Source organism: Chitinophaga agri, assembly GCF_010093065.1.
GTDB classification, from domain to species: domain Bacteria; phylum Bacteroidota; class Bacteroidia; order Chitinophagales; family Chitinophagaceae; genus Chitinophaga; species Chitinophaga agri.
This window is the reverse complement of sequence record NZ_CP048113.1, coordinates 416,136-440,629: the sequence shown is the minus strand read 5'-3', so window position 1 is coordinate 440,629 and position 24,494 is coordinate 416,136. Positions and strand designations below refer to the sequence as shown.

Sequence of the window (24,494 nt, the reverse complement as noted above, 5' to 3'; positions counted from 1 at the left end):
CCAAATATATCCCGAAACGATGTGAGCAAACAGGACTCATTTCCTGCAATAATTCTCATTTAAACGACATTCCTTTTCAAACATCGCATACGTCTTTCGCTGTGTCAGTGCTATGATACCCTGCTCTTCGGCTGTCAGCAGCCGTCCTTCCTGTTTGGCGGTTGCTTCTATTGTATCCAGCAATTTATACAGTGTAAATACCGCATTATCGCCTTTAAACAGCTCCCGGCGCATCTGTTCCGTTTGCTGGATAAACTCATCTTCCGACACTTTTTCTACTTCATCCTTACCAAACATCACCTTGGGAAGATAGTCGGCTCCCGGCATAAATTTACCGGTATCCCAGTCCAGTTTAAGTATCTCCATACCACCATTTCCAAGGGGAAGCAACTGCACGGTACGATTGCCAACTACAAAATACTGGCGTTCATCAGCGGTGTTCTGTGGCTCATTCATATGTTTCGTGTTATGCGCTTATTCTTTAACATTTTCTGCTGGTTTACCGGTAGTGGCCTCTTTTATGGCCTGGCCAAAGATCTCATTTGCCCTGGCTTCTATTGACAAAGCAATGGCCTGCTGTTCCGCCGTTAACTGACCGGCGGCCCTGGCCGCATCTGGCGCAACTACCCGCTTTACCTCATAGATCGGGTGCTCTAAACTAGCTACTTTATCTATTTGTTCCAAGTGCAGGCGTAATTCTGCTATATGACCATTAGACATTTTTATGCTCATCAGCACATCGCGGTATCCGCTTTGCTGGGGATCGACGAACCGGTCTTTGACCTTAATGATCCTGGCGCCAAATTTATTCTTTATCACCTGCAGGGCCTGATAAATACCTTCCAGCGATGGAAATACAATTTTGCCACCTGCAATGTCCACCAGCCAGGAAGCATCGCCTGCATACTCATCCCTGACCTTCTGTTCGGCACGTTCTCTCCCCTTCAGTTCCGGCCGCATCGCCTTCCGGCCTCCCGCCTTACTGACGCCGGGGTCACTCAGCACATCATCGATCACGTTACCCAGCTCGGTGGAGGCTACTTCTGCATCCGCATACAGCTGATCAAGATCGCCAGTCTGTTGCCGCGGCTTACCCTGATTCATGGACTTAACTGCTTTTTCAAAGTCGCCGCTTAATTTCCGTTGTTCATCGGTTAAAGGCGTCGCCTCCCTCAGCTCCCTACCTTTGTATTTCTCCACTACTTTATCCGCGCCAAGGTCTTTCAGTTCCTTCATCACTTCCTCAATGATCGGAATAGCCTCCGGATGTTCAGCGAAGCTCTTAATGACCTGCGGATTTGCCTCGAGGTATCTGCGGATCGGATCAAATTTGTAAAGCTGGGGCCTTACTTTTTCGATCTTGATCATTAATTCTATTTCCTTCATGGCCTCGGCGGCTTTTTCCTCCCGCATCTTCTGTTCCCGCGCTGCACCGCGGGCTGCCACTTCCTCTGCGCTCATGAATTTCTCATATCCATCAGCAGCCTTCAGTAATTCTTTGGCAGCAGTGGCCTGCTCTATCTCCTTCAACATAGCATCTATTGCATTCAGCTGCTCTTTTACCATGGCATTGATCTCTTTCAACACACCTGACCGCAACTGCTCCGTCAACTTTACCTTATAACTTTCGATACCTTTTCTTCCTTCCGGTGTTTTTGACAGCTCCTTCCACGGGATCTTCTGTCCATCCTTCACTGAAGACTGATCAAAAAAGCCATTGTCACCACTTTCCAGTTTATCAATGAACGTATCCATGTCCATTTTCTCAATGTCTGACGCAGTTTTCAGTGCATTGTCCTTCGCGGCTTCGCCTGCTTTTACCAGGTTCTCCCGATGCCCTTTTATCTCGGTCTGGAACTCCGCTTTGACCTTCTTCAGGTTTACACCCGCCTGTACACGGCGCCTGAATTTTGTAAGTGCGCCATTTATTTTAGTGACTGTTTCAGGGAAGAAGGTTTTGGCGACGAACCTTATCGCTAATGCCAGCACAAGTAAACCCACCGCCATTATTACGTTCGTCAGTGAAGCAGCGGCCTTCTTCACCTGCTCTTTGAACTCTTCCTCCGTAGTGGCCTGTGACGCCGCCTTTATGCGTAGCTGCGTTTCTACAGTAGAAAGCACCACCGTACTCGCCAGCATATATCCCATAAAGGCAGCAATGGTTGCCAGCTCTCCGACGCCTGTCAACCAGGATAACACATAGAGAACGCCACCTACTGCGAGCAACCAACCGGATAACTTAGCGCCGGCTCCTACGCCTCCTGCCCATCTGGCCCAGGCATTGGCGTCACCACTGGCCGCTTCCTGCATATCTTTTCCCATACCTTTAAAAGTATCGCCGGTATTCTGCAGGGTAGCTGCCTTCGCAAAATCTACAGCCGTCTCTCCTGGATGGTCCTTCATATATTCCATTTGCGCCTTTGACACCTCCCAGGTCTTCTTAGCGGCCAGGTCGTACCGGTCGGCTTCAGACATGGTGCGGACATCCTTGCCATCCAGGTTTGTCAAAGCTTTATCCATAGCGTCCTGCATAGACGCAGGTTCATCCTGCTTTGCATTGGCCTGTTGTTTCTTCATAGCGGCCACTAATTCTGCTTTCCTGGCCAGGAACATATCTACCGACTTTTCAAAAAGCTGCAGATCATCAGTTGCACGTAATACCAGCAATTTGTACACCGCCAGGTCCTCCGGCGAAAACTGCTTCAGCTTTTCCGCAATACGCAGCAGCTGCTGGTAATCGCCTGGCTTGAAAGTGCCTTCACCTCCCATCAGGTCCTTTAGTTCCTTCGGTAGTGACTCCAGTTTCCTTTTCTCTTCCAGTATTTCATTACGCATGTTTTCCCAGGTCACTGCATTCCCCTTTTCTCCTGGTTTGATCTTAGAGTTTTCCTTGTTCCCTGAAACTTCGTAATATCTTTTATTGGCCTCAGCGTTCACCTTTTCCTGGCTATCCCCGGGTAAGGCTTTGAAGTCCTCTTTCAGCTGTTTCTCTTTGTCGGCCTGCTCTCCCCTGACCCGATCCAGTTTTGTCTTTGGAACAAGAAAAGGGATGATCTGCCCCCTGTTTTTGGTCATATCACAATAGCTGCCACATGACCACGACATGTTCATTTCCCTGCCATAAGCTACGCGTTCAAAAAGCCGGTACATTTGTTCCAGACTAGTAAAGTTTTCAGGCACTTTTACCTGGAACTCGACATATTCAGGACCTTGTTTTTTCTGACGCTGGATCTTTTTCTGAATACTACCGTTCTGCTGCACCACATGCGTTAACTCATGGGCCAGCAGCTTATCGCCCTGCGTACTGCCGGGGCTATAGGCGCCCTGGTTAAAATAAACGTCATTGCCAACGGTAAATGCGTGGGCATTCAACTGCTCACTTAACTGCACGGCAGTCGTTCCTGTATGAATTTTGACATCGCTGAAGTCTGCGCCGATCGCATTTTCCATATGAGCGCGGGTGTTGTCAGGCAAGGGTTCTCCACTTCCTTTAGTTTGCTGCAATGCGGTCGCTACATCGTCTCCTGCGGGGACCTCTCCTGTCTTCTCTTTCCTGCTTACCTCCATTCCTTCACCTTCTTCTTTCTGCAACAATTCCTCCTGCTCACAATGCGCACATTTTCTTTGCAATGCATTGGAACCTGGTGTAAAGAAGGCAGGTGACTGATCTTTGCCAGCATCTGGCGTAGCCGTTACCTTATCTGCCACGGCATCTGCCTCCCTTTCATAGGCGTCGTCAGGCGGATTAACGATCAGTTTAGTCTGAATCCCCGGCGGGACAAAAAAAGGGGTACCACTGTCGCCAAAAAAATCTCCCTTACGCGCTTTCGCCGTACTCTTAGTTTGTTTAGCTTGATGCTCCATTCCGATTTTTTTTATTGGAAGTAGTACCTGGCGTTACGCCAACCTACCAGTGGGAATAAGGGTTCGTCCGGGGCCATCCAGGATAAGGGGGCTATCTATGGTCATTGTAATGCTGGGGTCGAAAACTATTATTCTTTCAGGGGTTGCGTACTACATGCCTTAATTGCTGTTCATTAGTGCAGTCATCTCTCATCTGCCTAAGTATGCACTAAGTTACCTGAAAAAAGAAATGCCGGCAAATTTTTCCGCCCTGATTGCAGTAATTCCGTATAAGTACTTATTGCCACTTAACCGTATATATACAAGCGTCATCCACGCTCCCGATGGACCCAGGGAACGGCCACCATTCAGCTTTCATTCACACACCTGATGAAGGGTGCCTTAGTTATAACTCGCCGTTGCTGGTATAACATAATGACAGTTAAAAGGGGCTATGCAATATATTCTGATCACTTCTTTGACACCGTTATACGCGTACCCTCTCCCGGCATGGCGTACACATTTACCGTATAATTAATGTGCGCAGCACGGTAATGTATGTTCTTCAATCCATTGCCTTCCATAACAGGTATCAGTGCCATATCAAACCCAACACCGTCATCGGATACGGTTAAAGTTAGCCTGGGGTGAGCGGAGATGAGGATGTTAATATTTTTACACGCAGCGTACTTGACGCTGTTATTTACCGCCTCCCTGGCAATCAGCAGCAGGTTCCTTTTTTCAGCTTTGGAAATAACATGGTCCCGTATCCCGGGTTCCACCTGACAATCCAGCTTAATGCCCTGTGCACTCAGAACAGGTAGTACCGCGTTACAGATACGTGTTACCAGATCCTGCAGCTTATCGCCACTGTCATCAAGCACCCACAACATATCTCTTAGTCCGCTGGACGCATTTGCCAGCGAGTCTTCTATCTTATTCAGGTACGCTTCCGGTTGCCGCGTATGCTGCGCAAGATGGGTCAGCACTTTAACCGTATTCAGTGTGCTGCCCAGGTCATCATGAAGATCGTTAGCGATTTCGCGCCGGATGGCATGCTGTCTTTTCAACTGACTGATCCGATACCGGTAAAAGGCAAACAGGAGCCCTCCGATGCTGATCACTACGAGTGCTTTGAACCACAGCGTCTGATACCACCTGGGCATGTAATCCAGGCTGATCTCCGCAATACGATCCGTCCAGATATCATCTTCATTGGCTGCCTTTATCTGCAAGGTATATTTGCCTGGATGGAGATCCATCAGCGGGATATAGTTTTGTGTGCCAATTTCGGTCCACTTATCATTCACCTGTAACATCCGGTAGGCATAACGTACCCGCTCAGGATTATTAAAATTCAAACCAGCGAAAAAGATAGTGGTCTGATAAACGTCTGAAGGTATCTGCAGCGACGCCATGTGCAGATCGGTGGTGTCCCTGCTTCCGGATGGTGCGTCCATCTTCACCCGGGTAATATACAGTCCGGGCGGCGACAGATTCGTATGGAAGTTACGCGGATAAATAACAGAGAATCCATTCACGCCTCCGGCAAAAATAGTATCCGGATGGCGGCGGTACCCGCAGAACTGTTCAAATGAATTGGAATGAAGTCCGTCCTGTTCATAATAGTTCCTGATCTTATTGCTGCGTGTATTGAGAACAGACAATCCGTCATTGGAAGTGATCAGGATGGTCGTGTCATCGGCAGGAAATACCTTGTATACACCATTGTTACATAAACCTGAACTGGTGGAGATGATTCTTTTTACCTGTAATTGTTTATCGGTTTCAATCACTCCCTTGCCATAGGTGGCAAACCAGTAACTTTTGCTTGTCTCGCACATATCCAGGAGGATGTCAGACGTCTGTGAAGAATCGGTATCAGATAAGGTAAAGCGGGAGCAATGTCCGGTCAACGGATCAAACTGAGAAAGCGACTTTGTAGATATCACCCACATCTGTCCCTGTGTGTCCCTGTAAATAAAATTAACGTCCCCATTATCGAGTTGTAAGCCATTTGCACTATTATACCCCTTTATTTTCCGGCTATTGCTGTTCCACACCCACAAACCACTATGTAAGACGCTCCCCAGCAGGACGATGCTATCATTATAACGCGCCATGGTACAGAAGAGATCATTTTCTATGAAAGAGAGCTCCGGATACAGTTGTTTTGCGGGTAACAGTTTCCCATTACTGATGATAAATAATCCCTGACTGTTTGACACCAGTATTCTATCCGGCGTAACGGGCGATACCAGGTAACAGGAAGCGCCCTCGTGTAATTGCCTGATCACATCGGCCTGCGTATTGACTTCGTATAATCCGTTGGCAGCACCACAATAAACAATGGAATCATTGAGTGAACAAAGAGAAAATGCATGCTGGATCTTGGTGTCCAGTGTGGCAGAACGGTAAAACCTTTCAAACGAAGGTCTCCTGAGTGAACAGTAAGACAATCCTTCTTCAGACCCCATCCATAACCGGTTATCATTGTCAAAATACAACGCATAAATAGCGGTCTGCCAGGCATCGCTTTCATCATTGCGCTCCACTATCTTACTGAGCACACCCGTCTGCTGGTCTTCCTTGTAAAGATGATGTGCATCTGAGATCCAGCGGTTACCTGTTTTATCCAATGCGCAGCTGAAGACTTCATTTGTATTAATAACGCTTGTAGTATCCCTGGCTTTCAACACCAGTCTGTTATTACCTGCGCTGATCTGCCTTAGTCCCCAGTTCGTGCAGGCAAACACCTCATCTTTTTTCGAAGAGATCACATTCCAGAAAACAACTGACTTGCGCGACCGGTTAGTGTTCATGTCTGCAGCCGTTAACCTGCTTAACAATTTGCCTGTACGACCATCCAGCAATAGCACGCCTTCTTCATCACAGCAGGCCCAGATACGTCCCTGATCATCGGCCAGCAATTTGCCGGTTTTAATGTGAGAGAACGGAAGGCTGAGTAATGTGTCTCTCGCCAGGTCAAATGCAAACAGACCTGAGTAGGTGCCTATCCATATCACATCTCCGGATACTGCTATACTACGTAACCATTTGTCTTTAAAGGAGGGTAACCGCTGACTTTTTTCCCGGGGAAATATGACCCTGTGTTTATCTGTTGCAATAGTCTGCAGTCCGCCATTAGAGGTAACCACCCATATCAATCCACGTTGCCGGTCCTCTGCCATATCCAGTATCGCATTCCCTTTCAAGCGCCGAGCCGCCACTGCCTGCTGATTGAAGACAAGGAAATTTTTCCCGTCAAAACAATTCAGACCATCCTGCGTACTAATCCAGATAAATCCATATTGATCCTGCAATATTTTCGTAATATTGTAACTACTCAAACCATCTTTTTGACGATATTTACGGAAGTGATAAACTTCCTGTTGCTGCCCCAGACAATTATTCAGATTCCCCAGAGCAAACACAAACACAGCGAGAAGAATACAGATTTTGCGCATTTTCAATAATCTCTCTAAATATAATAAAATGCAAGCAACTTACAAGTGGACAGTGATCTGTCTGATGCACGCCACTAACGACACCACCCATTCTGCTATGGCGATGTTCAGGGATATGTTAAGTCTTGACATCCCCGACGACGTATGTATCACCATCTGCTTACGGATACCCGTCGACAATGTCCGTAAAATTGACCGGGAGTATGCCGGTCCGCCTCCCGCCTTCCCCGATCAGCAAACGACGTTATTCTATCAGGTCGTACGTAAAGACAAGGGAGCAGCGAGAACAGGCAGTAAACTCAATATGTTAAAGGAGGACCGTATATTCGACATCACTAAAAAGGAAGACATCAGCAACTTCTTTCAATCAATAGTAACGGGTAAGCAGCGTGCTGACAGATATATGCTCTTCACCTGGGGACATGGCTCCGCTATTGGGGTATTCCCATTCAGGGAGATACAGCACCCAAGATATCAACTGCTTATAATGACGGAGTTGAAAGAGGCGATATTAAATACTTTTGTCAGCGCAGGACAAAAAGTAGATATCGTTGTGATGATGGACTGCAATATGCAATACTTCGATACAGGGCTCATCCTGCATCAGGCCAAGGTAGCGTGTATGGTCGCTGCAGAATATGGAATAGATTTTCAGGGATATAATTACATCGCTATCCTGTCCGGATTATACGGAAACACGTCGATAGCCACATTCGATCTCGCCAGGCTGGCAATAAATACATTACAACAATCTCCCGCCCTGAGACCCCACCTGAACACAGCGGCTTTTTTTGCCACCGATCTATCCTTTTATGACCGGCTGATCCCTCTCATCAATCAGCTGGGCCGCAAACTCAAACCGGATGAGGCCAGAAACGCCATTACTGTCGATAATTATCTGCATACGGGATCTGATCTCATAGATCTGTTTCAGCTCGTAGATAAAATGGTAGCCAGGTTTGGTGATACCTGGGAACCTGCGCTTGTGAAGGAGTTCAATGCATTACGGGAACATATGTTTATTGAAACATTCAAAGGCCCGGGACTAATGCGCCCCAGGCCTAATATTCCTTTTGGCATGGCCATCTGCGTCCCCAGGTCTAAGCACAGTTATTTCTATAGATACTTTGCCGGGAGCCGGCCAACATTAGGTTCCGGTATTGCAGATACATGTGGACAATGGACCGACTTTATCGATGCTTACGCAGCAGCATCAACTTCCTGACAGGAAGTTGATGCTGGTTCTTACAATATAACATCATTATAGATAATCTCTACCTCTACATCATCATTAGACAGCGGAGCAGCAATCATCTGATAATCTACTCCAAGGGCAATATCCCGGGGAGCTTCATCGAAACGGATCACGCGGAATCTATCTTTGGTCCAGGGATCATATTCTCTATCTTCGTACTCCTTCGCAACAATCAGCGCTTTGATAGTCACCTTTACGTGTCCTGTCTCATCGAGCTTCTCCACAACAGTTGAGAGGACCCTGGGCTCGGTTCTCAACTCAAATATATTTGCCTTTGTAGATCTCAAACTCGGTCCGCCGGGGACTTTTGTTTCGCCTCCGCGATCTGCAAATTTGCTTTTCACGATCTTTTCACCGTCCATTATATTTAAGGTTATTGCAAAATTGGTGACACCGTCACCGCTTCTGGCCGAAAGCGCAATAACAGCTTCTGCTTTAATGTCTGTGGCTACCTCTTGCATGTTTATAGATTTAAGTGTGAAAAATAGGTTTATCGTAAACTACATACTATCACACACGCCCGCCAGCGGGAAAATACTGCACGCCAACGGGGAAATTCCCCTTGTCAGAAAGGTAAGCTGATACCCAAAGCTATACAATACCAACTAGTTTGTATTTTTCTAACTTCCTACGGGAAAAACACCGTATCCCGGACGTGCTTTCCCTGTTTCCACTCCACGCGCTCCATAGTAAGTTTGTATTGCACCCAAAGCAATGCGATATGAAAAAGCATTTATCCTCCTGCTACCGGCATATTCAATATAGCACATACCTCCTTTCCATAGCACAGTGCGCGGGTGCATACCTATCTGACGAATGACGGAAGATAATGACAGGACCTGGCATAGGTGCGATCACCTATGGATGAATACGATAAAGCAACCACAGCATAACAATTTATTCACCCCCCAAAAAGAACATCATGGCACATCAACAGATCATGGAAGGTTTTCCTCATCACATACAGGAGAAGCTCGCTCAACGGGAAAACGAGCGGCTTGCATTACCAGCCTATATCAGCGGCAAAGCGAAATCACTTGTTTTTGAAAACCTCAAACTATGGCAGACAGGCAGCCTGCTGGTAAGTTTCAAAGGCGGAAACAGCACGCTGCATAAAGCCATCGCTGATACAGCAAAGATCTGGTCCCGCTTTGCAAATATCACCTTTGACTTTGGAAACGAAGCCAAACAACAATACCGTGGCTGGACGGCAGACGACGATTCACATATCCGGGTAGGCTTTGATTACGATGGTTACTGGTCTTTAGTGGGAACCGACAGCCGCGACACCGCTATTGTTTCAGCCGGAGACATTACGCTTAACCTATCCGGCTTTGACCAGGGCCTTCCGCGTGACTGGGAAGGGATCGTCCTTCACGAATTTGGTCACGCTATCGGCTTTCACCATGAGCATGCTACCCCGGATATTCCGTGCGATTTCGACTGGGATAAAGTATATGAATACCTGGCCCAGCCACCTAACAGATGGTCCAAAGAGAAGGTTGACTTTAACCTGCGTCAGATGCCCGCAGCCGGACTAACCTATGGGCCGCATGACAAACATTCTGTTATGCACTATTCATTTCCCGACTGGATGTTCGTATCCGGCGCCGCTTCTCCGTGCTGTACACCGGTCAACAACAGCCTTTCAGCTGAAGATCAGCGGATGGCGACCAAAGCATATCCTTTCAATAAAGAAGCTTTTGCTGCCGGCTCGTTGTTCAAAAAAGAAGCACTGGAAGACCTGCTGGCTATCGGTGCAAATGGTAGTGACCATTTCGCAAAACACCTGTCTTACCTGAAAGAAGATCAATCTTACCGCAATTTCTTTTAAAACCTAGCAACATGAAACTGCTCATCACACTCTCACTATTACTGATAGCTGATCAGTACTGCTCCGCGCAGGGCAATACCATCGGGGTTGTCTACAATATGCATGACAGCAGATTTGAAACTGATTTTCCCATGCTGATCAAAGAAGGTAACAAGATATCGCTGTCATACAAAGACATCAACCCTTTCGCCTATAAATCAAATGTGGTCTTTACAGATATCAATCACAACTTCCTGGATGGGATGGATGTGGTACAATCCGGGTTAAACAGCCTGTCCGGACCTCAAGAAGAAGCAGCTGCTGAGGTAGTGAAGGCAAAAGCAATGTTTGCCTTACCAGTCAAAACAAAAGCAAAGTTAGATAAGAAAGAGGCACTGCTGAACAGCATACAGCATCATCTGACCATCATACAGCGACGTATACAGACGATCGACGCAATTATGACAATAGATACGCTGATCAGGATCGGGAAGAATGACAGGGCTAATTTTTCCAGCGCAAGAATGGAAGCGTCCATTATGCATCCGGTTGCTGCATATGGCATCACAAAGGACAATATACCCGATAAATTTCATACCAGCCAGGAGGACATATACAGCAGCCTCTCTCACATTTACAGCGCCTTAAATGAGCTGAAATCGTTGAAAGAACCGGGGATGAAACCGCTTATTGACTCACTGGAAAAAAAGGTGGCTGTGCTCAATAACATCTACACCGGGACGAATGCCGCCATCCTCCTGAAAAACGTCAGTATCATCCAGTACAATCTTACCACCGTATTGAACGCAGATTACACCCTCCCTCCTGTTGCTATCAGCACCGCGAAAGGCGATTTCATTGAGATCAGTGACGAGCTGAAAGACAACGCAGATAAAAAAGTGTTCACCATCGCCCCTCATAAGATCAGGACATACGGCGGTACGCGGGTAGACTTCAGTATCGGGCTAACAGCTGGTATCGGCGGCAATGGCAGCAACTATTCGTTAAGGAAGAACCCTACCGATGCCAAAACCGGTGATGATACTGCCCGTGTATCACTGTATAAGAGTAGCAAAAACAAGTTGATCCAGTTCAATCCGGGCGTCTTTATTCACTGGTACAAAACAACAAAGCACAATATACAGTGGATGCTCAGCACCGGCTTTTCCCCTGATTTCTCCACACTAGCTAATTCCCGGCTGTTCATAGGAACAAGTCTCGGATTCCCTTCTTCCAATGATCTCGGTAAACGACTGGTATTGAGCATAGGCATGAGCGTCGGATACGCAGATGTCCTGAAGAATAAATACCGGGACTGGAACAACTATAAGCGTTTTGCTGATATTGATGACGCCGATCTGACAGAAAAGGCACCACGGGTAGGCGGTTTCTTCGCAGTTTCCTACAACCTTGGTGGAACCGGACATACAAAATAAACCCTTCATTCCGGCCTGTAATGATTAATAAAGTATAGTTATGAAAGATGAATTAAGCTTGCTATCATTACAGGCCAGGATTGAGTTACAGGAATACCTGTATACGCGACTGGGAACAGCCCTGCATGATAAGGTTGCTCAGTTACTCGGAAGCGTTAATATGTTACTCGGCGCTGCTATGAAAGACATGTCGCAGCTTTCGGACATGTTAAACACCGCACATGCTTCACTGCGTACCGCCATGCAGGAATTACGTACCATAGCCAGGCCTATACAGGCGGACTGGATGAGCCATTTCAACGCATTGGAGTATATCCGGCAGGAGATCAATTATATGAATACCCCTATGAAGCTGCTCATTTACGGTAATGAATTATCAATATCCGCAGAAAAACAAGTAATATTGTTCTGTATTATACGGGGAATAGTCGAAGCCTGCCATGTAAGTGACATGCAAATTTCATTCAGCAGCCCCCTGGAAATAGTGATCAAAAATGACGGCACCCCACCATCAGCAACGATACAGCAACGCATACAATTATTACAAGGTGTCTATCATCCCCATATCAATGGTTTTCGTATCCTTCTAAATTTGTAAGATGAAAATAGCGGTCGGTATAACAGATGATCATCAGCTCTTTCTGAAGTCATTGAGCACGTTGATCAATACTTTCAGTCACTTCGAGGTAACGCTGGAAGCGCTGAACGGACAGGAACTGTTAAATAAGCTCGCTGCCTCCCCCAGCCTCCCTGAAATCATACTCATCGACGTCAATATGCCGGTTATGAATGGTATCGATACCGTTCATAAAATCGCCGCCCAATACCCGCTGATCAGGATGATCGCCTTATCCATGAAAGATGATGACACCACGATCATCAGCATGATCAAAGCCGGCTGTAATGCCTATCTGCAAAAAGACATCCATCCCGATGAACTCGAAAAAGCCTTACAACAGGTGTATGATAAAGGCATCTACAATGGCGACGCCTTCAATATCAATTACCGCCGCCTGATCAGGCATGATGACCAGGCCCTGAAACTGACGGATAAGGAAATGCAGTTCCTCCAACTAGCCTGTAGCGACGCCACTTACAAAAAGATCGCGGCTGATATGAAAGTGGCCGAAAGAACCGTTGATGGTTACCGGGAGGCATTGTTTGGGAAGCTGAATGTACAAAGCAGGGTCGGAATGGTATTGGAAGCGATCAGAAGAGAGCTGGTAAAGTTGTAGTCTGACACGATATCATCAGTGAATAAAAGTCCTTATTTTTGTATAAAATCCATTCAGCTAAGCGGCAGCTTATCAACGCGCAGAAAGCAGGCATTAGCTAAAATGGTAAAATTACTATGTCAATAATTACGATAGTCGGGGAAAGGATAAAAGAGATCATAAGTGAATGGAGGAATGACATCCGGCGCTTGCCGGTTCAAAAGCCCTCTATCGGGATCTTATTGTAACCCTGGGGTTCACAGATGGTGACTTTATACGACTACATTAGACCAGGAATTATCAAATCCAATCATCAGCATGTACGAGATCATTATCAATACAAGCGTCGGCCCGTTCCAGCTAGGTCGTCACATCAGCGAATACTTACAGGATTATGACTTCCATCATGTGCCACGTGAGTACGAGCCGGAATTATGGGATAGCTATAACTACCTACCTTTGTCCGGAGAACCGACTTACGATGCGTAAAACGAATAAACCCATTCCTGTAAACTACCTGGAAGACAATTTCAACTCAGGTATCACCATTGAAAGGATGTCCCTCCACGACATGCCGATTTTCGACATTGTCGCAGAAGCACATCGTCACGACCGTCACTCCTTCTTTTTACTGGAAAACGGTACAATGACCATCGAGATCGACTTTCAGCGGCACCGGCTCAAAAGATCGTCCCTGCTGTACATGCACCCCGATCAGGTACATCGGATACTGGCATTCAAAGATGTGGTCGTTAGTAGCTGGGCTATCACCAATGAATACCTTCATCCTGAACACCTGAAACTACTGGAGAAGCTCACTCCTGGCGGTCCGCTACCATTAAGGAAGGAAACGTTCTCTCTTTTTTACCAGGCAGTAACACTTTTTCTCCAGTTCTCAGAACAGCCGCAGGACAGCGTTTATCAGTCCCTGCTAAAAGACAGCTGCAACGCCCTCATCGCATTAACCATCTCACAATATTTAAAACGCGCCAAAACTACTGACCATCCAACGAGAGCCGAAACGGTCACGCAGGCCTTCCGGGAACTCCTGGATCACCATTATACAGCTGATAAAAGACCGGCTGCCTATGCCCGGCAACTGAACCTCTCAGTCCCCTACCTGAATGAATGTGTCAGAAATACAACCGGCTTCTCTGTTTCTCACCATATACAACAGCGTGTCGTGCTGGAAGCCAAACGACTGCTCTATCATTCAGATAAGTCGGTAAAGGAGATCGCCTCCTGGTTAGGGTATGATGACTATCCCTATTTTATCCGCCTGTTCACCAAGGTCGCAGGCATGCCGCCCTTATCCTTCAGGCACAAAAACCTCGATTAGTCCAATACATACACCGGTTCACTATTTTATAACCCATGCGCTGGTTGTTCATTTGCTGCTGCAATAAAACAGCAACAAATGAATATATCAAAAGGAGAGAAAGTGCTCATCTCAGGTGCCAGCTTTGCCGGACTATCCACCGCTTTCTGGATGAATCAAATGGGATACGATGTAACAATAGTGGAGATCTCACCCGGACTAAAACTGGGCGGCACACCTGTCAATATACGGGGAAATACGATCGGGATCGTGCAGCGAATGGGGCTTTTTGAGGCGATAAAGGCGAACAGGCTACACATCGACCTGTGGGAGTTCAAGAACGCTGACAACATTACCGAAGGATCGATGCAACTGAGGCAAGCCGGAGAACCGATGCCGGATGACGACTATGAGATTGAAAGGAATGTCTTACTTAACATGCTCTTTGATACCGTAAAAGCCGATGTCACCCTTATGTTCAGCAACAGCATCACTTCCATCCACGAAACAAACGACGGGGTGCTGGTAACATTCAGAAATGGCGAGCAGCAGTCATTCAGCCTGGTCTTTGGTTGCGACGGCATACACTCTGCCGTAAGACGAATGTGCTTCGGGAATGAGGCTGCATACGCCCATTTCCTGGGACAATACTTCTCCATCACGATAGTCAATAAATTACTGATCAGGGAGAATACGGCACAGCTATATAATGTACCGGACAAGGCCATCATGCTGAACGCTTACAATAACAAGACCGATATCATTTTCGGATTCCGTTCAGATGAAGAGATCCCCTATGACTACCGGGATCATGCACAACAGAAAAGAATTATACGCGAACAGTTTGAAGGAGAAAGCTGGAGAACAACCGAACTGCTTGCTGAAATCATGAATAGTGAGCCCTTCTACTTTGACAAATTGTGTCAGATAAAAATGCCTTCCTGGACAAAAGGCAGGATAGCATTAGTGGGTGATGCAGGCTATTGCGCTTCGCCAGCTGCCGGGATGGGTGGCTCTCTCGCTATCGATGGAGCAGCTGCATTAGCAGATGCGATGCAACGACATCAGGGCAATTTCGAAAAGGCGTTCCAGGATTATAATAAAGACCTGCGTCCGTTCATTGAAGCCGTGCAGGAAGAAGCGGTACAATCAGGACTGGCGTCCCTTGTACCCAGAACGGAAGAGGCGATCCGTGAAAGGAATCTAAAAGGCTTTCAGTAGTCCGCTGATGAACCAAATCGGTGAAATAATAACAGGAAAGCCCACCTGACCTTATAAAGACAGGTGGGCTTTATCATACCGTCTGATACACTTACACTTGTTCCGTCATCCTGGATGGAGTAGCATGCTGCTGTGCTACCTGCGTAACAAGTGCAGGGATGACATAGCTCAGGCACACGCCAATATTGAACGCAGCGGTAAAGTTCTGTGCTTCTGTTTTAACGTTACCATTTGCATCTTTACCATCCACGTCATCTGCAAAGTGTCCGACCCGGTCGGTAATACCGGATATGAACAGGAACGGTGCATCACACATTAAGCGTATTACGCCGTGCGTGGTTTCCACGGAGCCTACCGGCAGTGTATTACCCGTCTCTGCCAGTGTTTTAAGTCCACTTTCGTCGGAGTACTGGTAGTCGGCGTAATTGGTGATATTCACCACACTTACGCCTATATTATCTTTATTGGAGATCACACTGATATTATCAGAAGGATTCAGATAAGGCTTCAGCAAACGTTGCTCTATTAACTGAACAGTATTACTATCCAGCTGGAAAACAGCCGGGTTCACGGTCGATGTCAGTACGTTTTCAAAGTGCGCAGGATCATCCCATACACTTTCCGGATTCTCTCCGTTCGGATGATAATTGTGGATGAAGATATTACTGCCCATTACAACGCACCCGTTGTTATTACTACCATTAAGTCCGAGTGCAGCTGTGCCCAGTGCGACGACCAGATCCGGATGCTGCTTACTGTAATCGAGGATCCTGGGCAGGCACGCGTGCTTACCCTGTGAACTGGAGGGATTCCATTTTGCATCCATGATATCCTGTATACACCATAGTTCAACGGTGGCTTGTTTGAAAGTGTCCCATACAGCGCGGGGCTTTGCGGCACCTTGAGGGAAGGTCCAGGGGTAATGCAGCTGTGTCGGATCTGGAAGCGTCTGCGGCCGGACCCTTACATTCAGCAGGGCATTCAGGATAGGCTCTACTTCCCAGGACTTGTTACCGATTAATACAATCCTTTTCATGATGTAGTTTTACTGTATTGGTGAAGAAATAAGAAATCAGTAGCAGATGGTTGTATACGTGGATACCTTCTGCCCTTTATGCAGCAGTCATTCCCGAGTTAATGGTCTGAGGGCGGGGATTTCCTGCTTAATAACAGTAAAAAGAGAAAAAGGTTAACCAGTTTAGCCTGACCTTGCGGCAGGCATGACGATGCCGCACATTGCCGGGGCAACGTCTATCGTATGCAGGGGTAACTACCAGCAATATATAGGGACAGCTGTTACATTAGCAGTAATTCTTTTACGGTCACCTTCCCCGGCAGATCGGCAACCGCTATCGTGATCTTACCACCGGCAGGCAGCATTGCGGCCTTATAATACCAGTCTACGCCGTTACGGCCTAAAATAGCCGGTCCTTTCTCACGTACCACACCATCCGCATCGGTCACCTGCACGGTCACAGCCGCTACGCGGAATTCGTCCTTCGCCGTGACTATCACTTCCGCGTCTTCCAGGCGAATATTTTGCACTTCAGGGGAGCGATAGGCATCCTTTACCGCCATATTATAGGCATTCTGGCCTGGTCCGGCCAGCGAGGCATAATAGGCCTTGATCTCAGGATCGTTCATCATATCCCGGGCTAAATCCGCCGCGATACGCATTTTATGTCTGGCTTCCAGCTGTTTTTGTGTGGGTTTTTTACTGGAGGGGCGGCGTTTCTTCGCCATAATGATCTGCCCATTCCGTTCGTAGATGGTGAGTTGTCTGCCGATCGAGCCCCGGACGAGCTGTAACAGGATATTGTCTTTAACAATGGCCATAATAGTCAATTTTGAGGTAATGATGACAAAGGTACTTAGTATTATTCTGATCTCCAGTCTCAATGAGTACTAATACATCACTTAATTATCACTTCAATATCCGGAGGATATACAAATGATATGTAACTGACCTTTTAGTAATGCAAAAATATGAAGACCTGATGCCTGGTAAACCATTAGTATACAGGTAGCTCAGTCATTGGAGAGAAGATCAGGAGCGGATGCTATGCTGATGGGAGGACCGGACGTCGCCCGGCACACATCATACTGCTGTACAATTACTTATTCATAAAAAATTTCAGCTCGGCTTTGTCATAGCGGATTTGCATTCTTTCAACCTTCTGTTCCAGGTATCTCGTTGTCTTTTCTGGCGGTACTCCGGCGAGAAAAAGAAAAAGTATAGGTAAACGATGCATCCACCGAAGAGGGCACCTGTAAAGAAGTGAATGAATCTTTTCATTGGCTGTTGGCCTAAGATAAAGGAAATGTGATACGGGAGCAGGGCGTCAGACAATCCCCTGCTTCCCCATTAAATATCATAAAAATTCTATTTATTTTTGTATTTTAATACTTCACGGGCACTGATGCGAACCAATGTCCAATTTATATCGCAAAATTCCGGGATATACCGGCAAACAGCCAGCAAAACGCTTTTTGATCAAACCATAACAGAAGGATAAAATGTGGCATCCGCCGATAAGGAAGGGGCGGCATGCTACAACAGAAATTTTTACTGTCCAAAACCACGTATATGCAAAACATCCAAACGAACAAGCTGTTCTGGGCGAGCTGCCTGGCTTTATTAGTGACCTCTCTCTCCTTCGGCATCCGGGCCGGCATGATGACCCAGTTAGGGTTAGATTTTAACCTGAATGCAACGCAGCTGGGTACTATTACTGCGACTGCGTTCTGGGGATTTCCACTGGCGATCGTGATCGGCGGAATGATCGTTGACATTATTGGTATGAAACGCCTGCTTGTAGGTGCTTTTCTTTTTCACCTGACGGGCATTGTACTCACGATCTTTGCACAGGGTTACTGGGCGCTTTTCTTCTCTACGCTGCTGATCGGTATTGCCAATGGTACGGTAGAAGCAGCGTGTAATCCGCTGGTGGCTACATTGTATCCAAAGGAAAAGACCACCCGGCTGAATTATTTCCATCTCTGGTTCCCGGGCGGTATCGTCATTGGTACGTTAATCGTGACCCTGTTCCTTAAACTGAATCTGGGCTGGCAATTGCAGGTAGCGACCATGCTGATCCCGACCGCTGTCTATGGCTTCCTGTTTTCAAAACTTGATTTTCCCCCTACCGAAAGGGTCTCGTCCGGTTACTCCAGCGGAGACATGTACAGAGCCGTGCTTTCGCCGCTGTTCCTCTTCATGCTTGTTTGTATGCTGATGACAGCCATTACAGAACTGTTCACAGGTCAGTGGATAGGTATGTTACTAAAAAATGTGACCAGTAATGCCCTGCTCCTGCTTACGCTGACGACAGGCATCATGGTGGTGGGCAGGGCTTTTGCCAAGCCAATAGTTAAGAAACTGGCGCCACAGGGTGTATTGTTGTTCTCAGCTATATTTGCTGCGGCAGGGCTTTATATGCTGAGCACCTTTACAGGAAGTTCGGTATTCTTTGCTGCGGTGATCTTTGGTATTGGCGTATGTTACTTCTGGCCTACCATGATCGGGTTTGTGGCGGAGAACATCCCGCAGTCCGGCGCACTGGGGCTTAACCTGATGGGAGGAGCAGGCATGTTTGCAGTATCTATCTACACGATGTTCATGGGCGGATTTTATGATGGGCTCATTGTAAAACATCTTCCGGCAGGCGCTACCCTGCAAACCTATTCGACGGCCGTGGAGGGAACGCCTGAAGCGGCTGCGCTGGCAGCAGCAAGGAACCTCGCAGGCCCGGAAGTACTGCAGGTGACGCTGATACTACCGGTTATTCTGATCATTGCATTCACGTGCCTGGTGGTGTATATGAGATCAAGAAAAACCAGGCAACTGGCCACTGCATAGTCGGTGCTGATAAAAAGCGCCCTTATGCATAGCGATGGCGATGTGTAAGGGCGTTTGTGTTGGGTTCACCGGTGGGCACATGAACCCTACCAATGCTAAAGACCTTTACTCCTATTAAATAAAGCACGATCCGACAAATGAAAACCGAAGATATCATACAGGAACTGGCGCAGACCGGCAGGATCTCCAGGGAAACGATACAGGAAGTCAACGACGACACAGACTTACGGATAGAGATGATACACTATTTCAATCAGCATCAAAACAGGCCGTTTGTACTGGAACTGCTACGCACCCTGTCTGAGCTGAGGAAAGACCCGGATGAGGACATTTCAGGTGCTAGCCTCATGCTGGCCTGTTACCTACTGGGAAAACACCAACAAGTGGAAGACTGTATGAGGGTCTGGGAGGCAAAAAGAATTGATTTCGATACCTACTGTTACGTCGACGGGCAACTGATTCCCTTTGCCGGCATACAGGAGACCATCGCCTATCTGAAAACACAAACCGGCGAAGAAGCCGGCAGGGCGTTGCAGTATCTGGAGGGTGGGGATTATGATAATTTAGATACCTACTACGGCGAAATACCCTGGTTTGTAAATCAATAAGCGCAACAACTGTGGTCTTCTCACACAAAAGTTGGAATGCGCGTTCTCTCCCTTTTCGTAACTTGCTGTACACCCCATGTAACGCATGATGCATGCGATTGTCATTAGATCAGTATAAAGTTTAAAGACATGACCAACTTTTTAGATAACGACAACTCCATACAAGACAAGCTGCTTATATTCCTTAATGAAGTGATCATTGGTAGCCGGCAGGCCAGCAGGATACTATCAGATCTTCACTTACTACATACAACACCAGGCAACGTGACACAGAAGCTGAAAGCCATCCTGAAAAAGCAGCCAGCGAAGACCGTACGTCATTCAGTGAAGCGGCTGCTGGCTGATGCCAGCACTAACTGTCATTGCGGAGATATGCTGGAAGCAACGCTATTCAATGATGTGGTGTTGAGCCATATTGCCGTGATGCAGCAAAACCTGCGTTTCGAGCCTAACCTTTCGGGGAATCAGGAATGGGCGTAATGTGCCCGACTAATGGTTGATTTCCGGCGGTGTGCATTGCCCGGGCTTCCTTTACCTTTACTGTAATTATCCCCTTCCTTACCCTTAAATGCTGCAATGCGATGATACAGGTGAAAAGATACTGGAAGTACTTATTCCTGATTCTCCCTACCCGGATGCTTGCATTTACCACAGCATTGGGCGAAATTAGCTCCTGTTTCAATCAACATCTTTTCATTCCATTCGTTTTCTAACACGGGTAATGCAACATCTTCCATTTTGTTATTGCCTTATTGAACAATACTTACATTATTCGATTAATTATGAAAAAAATCAAATTATCAAATACTACAGAAGCAGACATGATGATTGCATTCGAGCCTATAGGTGATGTTTTCAACCTACCATCCAAAGAGGATCTTCAACTTTTGGTTCTTGATGAAGTAGCTGGCATTGACGAATTTAGTATGAATATCGCGGTTGGAAGTATGAATGAGTTGCCTACAATCACCATTTTTGCAGAAAGAAATAAGTTTGAAGCCTGGTATAAGGGACAATTAGTGAATAATATGTAGCTATTCACTTTTCAAATACGTCGTGATGAAAGGATCTGGTAGATCACTGTCATACAAAAACCTTTACGCGACCAGGAAAAATTCGATTTTCTCAAAAAGCTGTCCTATCTTAGTGAAGCAAAAAATTGTCATTATTAACTTGAACAGTTTAGCCCGATACCTATAAGTGGAGCCCCAGATACTGCCCATTATAGCACTCAATAAACCGTAACATTCATTACCCTGTACAAATCATTACACATGAAGCATCTGTATTGCTTATGGCTATTCGTTATGTTTAGTTTACCGGCCAGTGCGCAAGATAGCCTGTTTGCCCTTCCTCAAAACTACCTTGGAAGTATCGAGAAAAAATCTGAAAAAGTATCCAACCGTATTGACGCCAGTGCAGAAAAAGCAGTCAGCAAGCTGCTGCGACAGGAGGAAAAGCTCTACCGAAAGGTAAAAAAGATCAGCCCTGAACAGGCCGAAGGCATATTCCGCAAAGGATTGGACAGTTTGCGTGGCCTAAAAACTGCCATGAAATCCGGAAAATTGCAATTGCCACCAGGTATCAAACAGCATGTACCCGCGCTGGATAGTATGGCCACATCCTTAAAATTCCTTGGGGGCAATCAGGAACTCCTGCAAGGCAGCAAAGAAAAGCTACAAGGCGCTGTCAGCGGCATTCAATCCTTGCAGCAATCACTGGATAATGCTGCGCAGATTGAGCGATACATCAAAGAGCAGCAAAAAGCGCTTAAAGCCCAGCTGGCCCAATTTACTGGTTTGTCTAAAAACCTCCAGGCAATCAGCAAAGATGCCTACTACTATAATCAGCAAGTGAAAGAATATAAAAGCCTGCTGAGCGATAAAAAGAAGGCCGAAAAGAAAGCGCTGGAACTATTGTCCAAAAGCAAGATCTATAAAGACTTTATGCAGCGGAACTCCCAGTTTTCCGGGCTATTGGGTCTACCAGCTACAGGTGCAACCGCCCAAATCGAAGGCCTTCAAACCCGCGCGATGGTAGAAGAAGCCCTCAGACAGCGCGTAGGCAACAATCCGGCATCGCGTCAGGCAGTTTCTCAGTTGATGGACAATGCCCAACAGGCGTTTTCTAAATACAAGGATAAACTGCCCAACATGAGCACGATGTCTGATGAACCAGATTTCAAACCCAATCCCTTTAAAAGCAAAACCTTTCTTCACCGGCTGGAATTGGGCGGGAATATCCAATTTCAAAAGACCTCACAGTATTTTCCCTCCAGCACAGAAATAGCCGGGCAGGCCGCATATAAGCTAAACGGTAGAAGCAGTGCCGGTCTTGGAGTATCTTACACCCTGGGTATGGGTACCGGCTGGAACCACATCCGCTTCTCGCATCAGGGCATCGGCCTGCGGAGTTTCCTGGACTGGAAGCTAAAAGGCTCTTTCTATGTATACGGTGGAGCCGAGGCCAAATACATCACCACCATTCGCAATGGAAATGACCTGAAGGCCTGGAATAACTGGAAACCAAGCGCCCTTATCGGAATCAGTAAAAAATATAAAATCAATGCCAAGCTGAAAGGCAACATACAGTTAGTTTACGACTTCATGGCCAGACAGCAAATGCCGGTATCCAGCCCGATCATCCTGAGGCTTGGATATACCAAATAGCGGTTAGGGGCAAAGCCCCTACCTACCCCTTTGTCTGTAACTCAAGTACAGGCGCTCTATATATGCTCTTTCATCCATTCAGGCATCGGCTTGTCTTTGAGGTAGTGGTCTAAAAATTCCCATACTTTTTTGTTGAAATCATACTGATTAGTTTCTCCGCTCACTCCATGACTTTGACCCCTATAATTTATCCACCAACACGGCTTATTTAAATCACGCAATACAATAAAGAAAGATCTTGTTTGTTCAAAATTCACACTTCCATCGCCATCATTATGCATAAATAACAGTGGGGCGGTCACGTTCTTTGAAGAAAGAATGGGGGAGTTTCTAATATAAGTATCCGGATCATCAGCTAAAGTTGATTCCATCATCAAATAAGTCGTTTGAGCAAAACTTTGTTGACTATCACCATCACCCCAAATGCCGCTCGCTAATCTGATCATGTCACTAATACCAGCGCCAGAAACTGCAGCAGCAAACCTTTTAGAGTGTGTTATAATATAATTAGTCTCAAAACCACCAAAACTATGGCCTACTAAGGCCAGCTTCGCTGTATTTACCCATGAAAAATTAGACATAAAGTCAATTGCTGCATTCACCGAATTTAATGCTCCATCTCCGCTATACTTGCTCCTGCCTGCTATGTCGGGCAAGAAAACGACATATCCATTACTTACCAATATGGGAATTGAAAAATCGGCAACAGCCAAAACCGGTTTATCAAAATTATTAAGAAGGTTACTTTTCGTTTCATAGATGTTAAAAATCACAGGATAGCTTTTAGCGGAATCGAAATTTTCTGGCTTATACAATACTCCCTGTAGGTTATTTCCTGCCTGATCTTTATAGGTACATAATTCCGCCTTTAGCCAATTAAATTGCTTGTGTGGCTGTATATCAGACAATGCAGAAAAATATCGTAAATCCTGACTGAAGTAATAATTCGGTTCAGAATCGGCCTTCTCCCGTCTTACCAAAAATGCCTTTCCATTGGATGAACGAATTAAATCCTCTTCTCCAAAATGAGTATACAAGTCCTGCAAATGTCCTGAATACCTTGCTTCCAAAGATAGAAGAACAGATCGACCGGTATAAGGGTTAAACTTACAAAATCCAAAATTCTTATTATCAAGATTAAATGCAGTTAATAATATTTCTGATTGTTTATCGACTAGGGAACCAGATGGATCTTTTTCAACAGCATAGAACAAAGTATTATTCTTCTCTCCATCAGTTAATACTATTGGGGATACTTTTGCATTAGGATCAGCCTTCCACAAGTCATAAGTAGAATTAATTAGTACAAATGTATCATCTTTCAACCATCCTGATATCCCGACTACAATATCTTCAGGACAAGGGTAATTTTCCTTATATGCACGATAAAACTTCGCCGACAGAAATATTCCTATAAACTCCCGATGCCAAATTGTAGTTGATATGTAATGATTCGGTTCTGACCATCAATGAAGTGTACTGAAATCTTCAGACTTTTGCAAAAAAGAGTAATGTAAAAGCCTATTGTTAAGTTGAACGAGCCGTCTACCACCAAGGCGGAAAGGATGAAGGAGATTGTCAGTAATTACCCCTGTTCTGGCAAAACAATTAAAGAGTACTGCGCTGCCAATAAAATCAAAGTGAAGACCTTCTATTATTGGCTCTGCAAGTAAAGAAACACACAGGTTCCGGTATTAAATAAGCCCATGATTTTACTTGTAAATATTGATTCGATGAGTGTATCCGGTGAGTGTCAACCTGTGTTCCCGGAGCTTTTAGGTATAAAGATCT

General features: G+C 46.2%; 20 protein-coding genes. 13 read left to right on the top strand and 7 right to left on the bottom strand.

Going from position 1 to position 24,494, the window contains the following annotated elements; genetic code table 11:
* Positions 1 to 36: 36 nt before the first annotated feature.
* The 3 genes from GWR21_RS01710 to GWR21_RS01700 form a co-directional block, all read right to left on the bottom strand.
* Positions 37 to 456, bottom strand: coding sequence for a hypothetical protein (locus GWR21_RS01710; RefSeq protein ID WP_162330058.1), 420 nt, complete (start codon positions 454 to 456; stop codon positions 37 to 39).
* Positions 457 to 474: 18 nt separating this feature from the next.
* Positions 475 to 3,864 (bottom strand): eCIS core domain-containing protein, encoded by a 3,390-nt coding sequence (locus GWR21_RS01705; RefSeq protein WP_162330057.1) that lies wholly within the window; start codon positions 3,862 to 3,864, stop codon positions 475 to 477.
* A gap of 449 nt (positions 3,865 to 4,313) precedes the next feature.
* Positions 4,314 to 7,283: a sensor histidine kinase gene (locus GWR21_RS01700; protein WP_162330056.1), complete on the bottom strand. Its 2,970-nt coding sequence runs from the start codon at positions 7,281 to 7,283 to the stop codon at positions 4,314 to 4,316.
* Between the two features lie 55 nt (positions 7,284 to 7,338).
* On the opposite strand from GWR21_RS01700, the gene GWR21_RS01695 reads away from it, so the two are divergent.
* Complete coding sequence (locus GWR21_RS01695) at positions 7,339 to 8,535, top strand: hypothetical protein (RefSeq protein ID WP_162330055.1); 1,197 nt, start codon at positions 7,339 to 7,341, stop codon at positions 8,533 to 8,535.
* A 20-nt stretch (positions 8,536 to 8,555) separates the two neighbouring features.
* On the opposite strand, the gene GWR21_RS01690 is transcribed toward GWR21_RS01695, so the two are convergent.
* Positions 8,556 to 9,026, bottom strand: a complete 471-nt coding sequence (locus GWR21_RS01690) for a hypothetical protein (RefSeq protein WP_162330054.1) — start codon at positions 9,024 to 9,026, stop codon at positions 8,556 to 8,558.
* A 461-nt stretch (positions 9,027 to 9,487) separates the two neighbouring features.
* Here GWR21_RS01690 and GWR21_RS01685 point away from each other — a divergent pair, with 461 nt between their 5' ends.
* The 6 genes from GWR21_RS01685 to GWR21_RS01660 all read left to right on the top strand — a co-directional run bounded on the left by GWR21_RS01685 (position 9,488) and on the right by GWR21_RS01660 (position 15,567).
* On the top strand, positions 9,488 to 10,399 hold the full coding sequence (locus GWR21_RS01685) for a M12 family metallopeptidase (protein WP_162330053.1): 912 nt from the start codon (positions 9,488 to 9,490) through the stop codon (positions 10,397 to 10,399).
* 11 nt (positions 10,400 to 10,410) lie between these two features.
* Positions 10,411 to 11,814 carry a hypothetical protein gene (locus GWR21_RS01680; RefSeq protein WP_162330052.1) on the top strand — a complete coding sequence of 468 codons (1,404 nt, stop codon included), beginning with the start codon at positions 10,411 to 10,413 and terminating at the stop codon, positions 11,812 to 11,814.
* 40 nt (positions 11,815 to 11,854) lie between these two features.
* Positions 11,855 to 12,412, top strand: a complete 558-nt coding sequence (locus tag GWR21_RS01675) for a histidine kinase (RefSeq protein WP_162330051.1) — start codon at positions 11,855 to 11,857, stop codon at positions 12,410 to 12,412.
* Between the two features lies 1 nt (position 12,413).
* A complete protein-coding gene (locus tag GWR21_RS01670) occupies positions 12,414 to 13,049 on the top strand; it encodes a response regulator transcription factor (protein ID WP_162330050.1) in 636 nt (211 codons plus the stop codon).
* Between the two features lie 460 nt (positions 13,050 to 13,509).
* Entirely contained in the window at positions 13,510 to 14,367 is an 858-nt protein-coding gene (locus GWR21_RS01665) for an AraC family transcriptional regulator (protein ID WP_162330049.1), read from the top strand.
* Between the two features lie 78 nt (positions 14,368 to 14,445).
* On the top strand, positions 14,446 to 15,567 hold the full coding sequence (locus tag GWR21_RS01660) for an FAD-dependent monooxygenase (RefSeq protein ID WP_162330048.1): 1,122 nt from the start codon (positions 14,446 to 14,448) through the stop codon (positions 15,565 to 15,567).
* 91 nt (positions 15,568 to 15,658) lie between these two features.
* Here the strand turns inward: GWR21_RS01660 and GWR21_RS01655 are convergent, their stop codons facing one another.
* The gene (locus GWR21_RS01655) at positions 15,659 to 16,603 is read right to left on the bottom strand and encodes a hypothetical protein (protein ID WP_162330047.1); all 945 of its coding nucleotides are present in this window, start codon (positions 16,601 to 16,603) and stop codon (positions 15,659 to 15,661) included.
* 260 nt (positions 16,604 to 16,863) lie between these two features.
* Positions 16,864 to 17,403 carry a hypothetical protein gene (locus GWR21_RS01650; protein WP_162330046.1) on the bottom strand — a complete coding sequence of 180 codons (540 nt, stop codon included), beginning with the start codon at positions 17,401 to 17,403 and terminating at the stop codon, positions 16,864 to 16,866.
* A gap of 751 nt (positions 17,404 to 18,154) precedes the next feature.
* Between GWR21_RS01650 and GWR21_RS01645 the strand changes: the two genes are divergently transcribed.
* From GWR21_RS01645 to GWR21_RS01625, 5 genes are all read left to right on the top strand, one after another.
* Positions 18,155 to 19,426: an MFS transporter gene (locus GWR21_RS01645; RefSeq protein WP_162330045.1), complete on the top strand. Its 1,272-nt coding sequence runs from the start codon at positions 18,155 to 18,157 to the stop codon at positions 19,424 to 19,426.
* Positions 19,427 to 19,563: 137 nt separating this feature from the next.
* Complete coding sequence (locus GWR21_RS01640) at positions 19,564 to 20,034, top strand: hypothetical protein (protein ID WP_162330044.1); 471 nt, start codon at positions 19,564 to 19,566, stop codon at positions 20,032 to 20,034.
* A 129-nt stretch (positions 20,035 to 20,163) separates the two neighbouring features.
* A complete protein-coding gene (locus GWR21_RS01635) occupies positions 20,164 to 20,514 on the top strand; it encodes a hypothetical protein (protein ID WP_162330043.1) in 351 nt (116 codons plus the stop codon).
* A 302-nt stretch (positions 20,515 to 20,816) separates the two neighbouring features.
* Positions 20,817 to 21,068, top strand: a complete 252-nt coding sequence (locus GWR21_RS01630; RefSeq protein WP_162330042.1) for a hypothetical protein — start codon at positions 20,817 to 20,819, stop codon at positions 21,066 to 21,068.
* Positions 21,069 to 21,308: 240 nt separating this feature from the next.
* A complete protein-coding gene (locus GWR21_RS01625; RefSeq protein ID WP_162330041.1) occupies positions 21,309 to 22,703 on the top strand; it encodes a hypothetical protein in 1,395 nt (464 codons plus the stop codon).
* Between the two features lie 56 nt (positions 22,704 to 22,759).
* Here GWR21_RS01625 and GWR21_RS01620 read toward each other — a convergent pair whose 3' ends face one another.
* Positions 22,760 to 24,028 carry an alpha/beta hydrolase family protein gene (locus GWR21_RS01620; protein WP_162330040.1) on the bottom strand — a complete coding sequence of 423 codons (1,269 nt, stop codon included), beginning with the start codon at positions 24,026 to 24,028 and terminating at the stop codon, positions 22,760 to 22,762.
* 240 nt (positions 24,029 to 24,268) lie between these two features.
* On the opposite strand from GWR21_RS01620, the gene tnpA reads away from it, so the two are divergent.
* Positions 24,269 to 24,376: an IS66 family insertion sequence element accessory protein TnpA gene (gene tnpA / locus GWR21_RS31815; RefSeq protein ID WP_394367284.1), complete on the top strand. Its 108-nt coding sequence runs from the start codon at positions 24,269 to 24,271 to the stop codon at positions 24,374 to 24,376.
* Positions 24,377 to 24,494 lie beyond the last annotated feature (118 nt).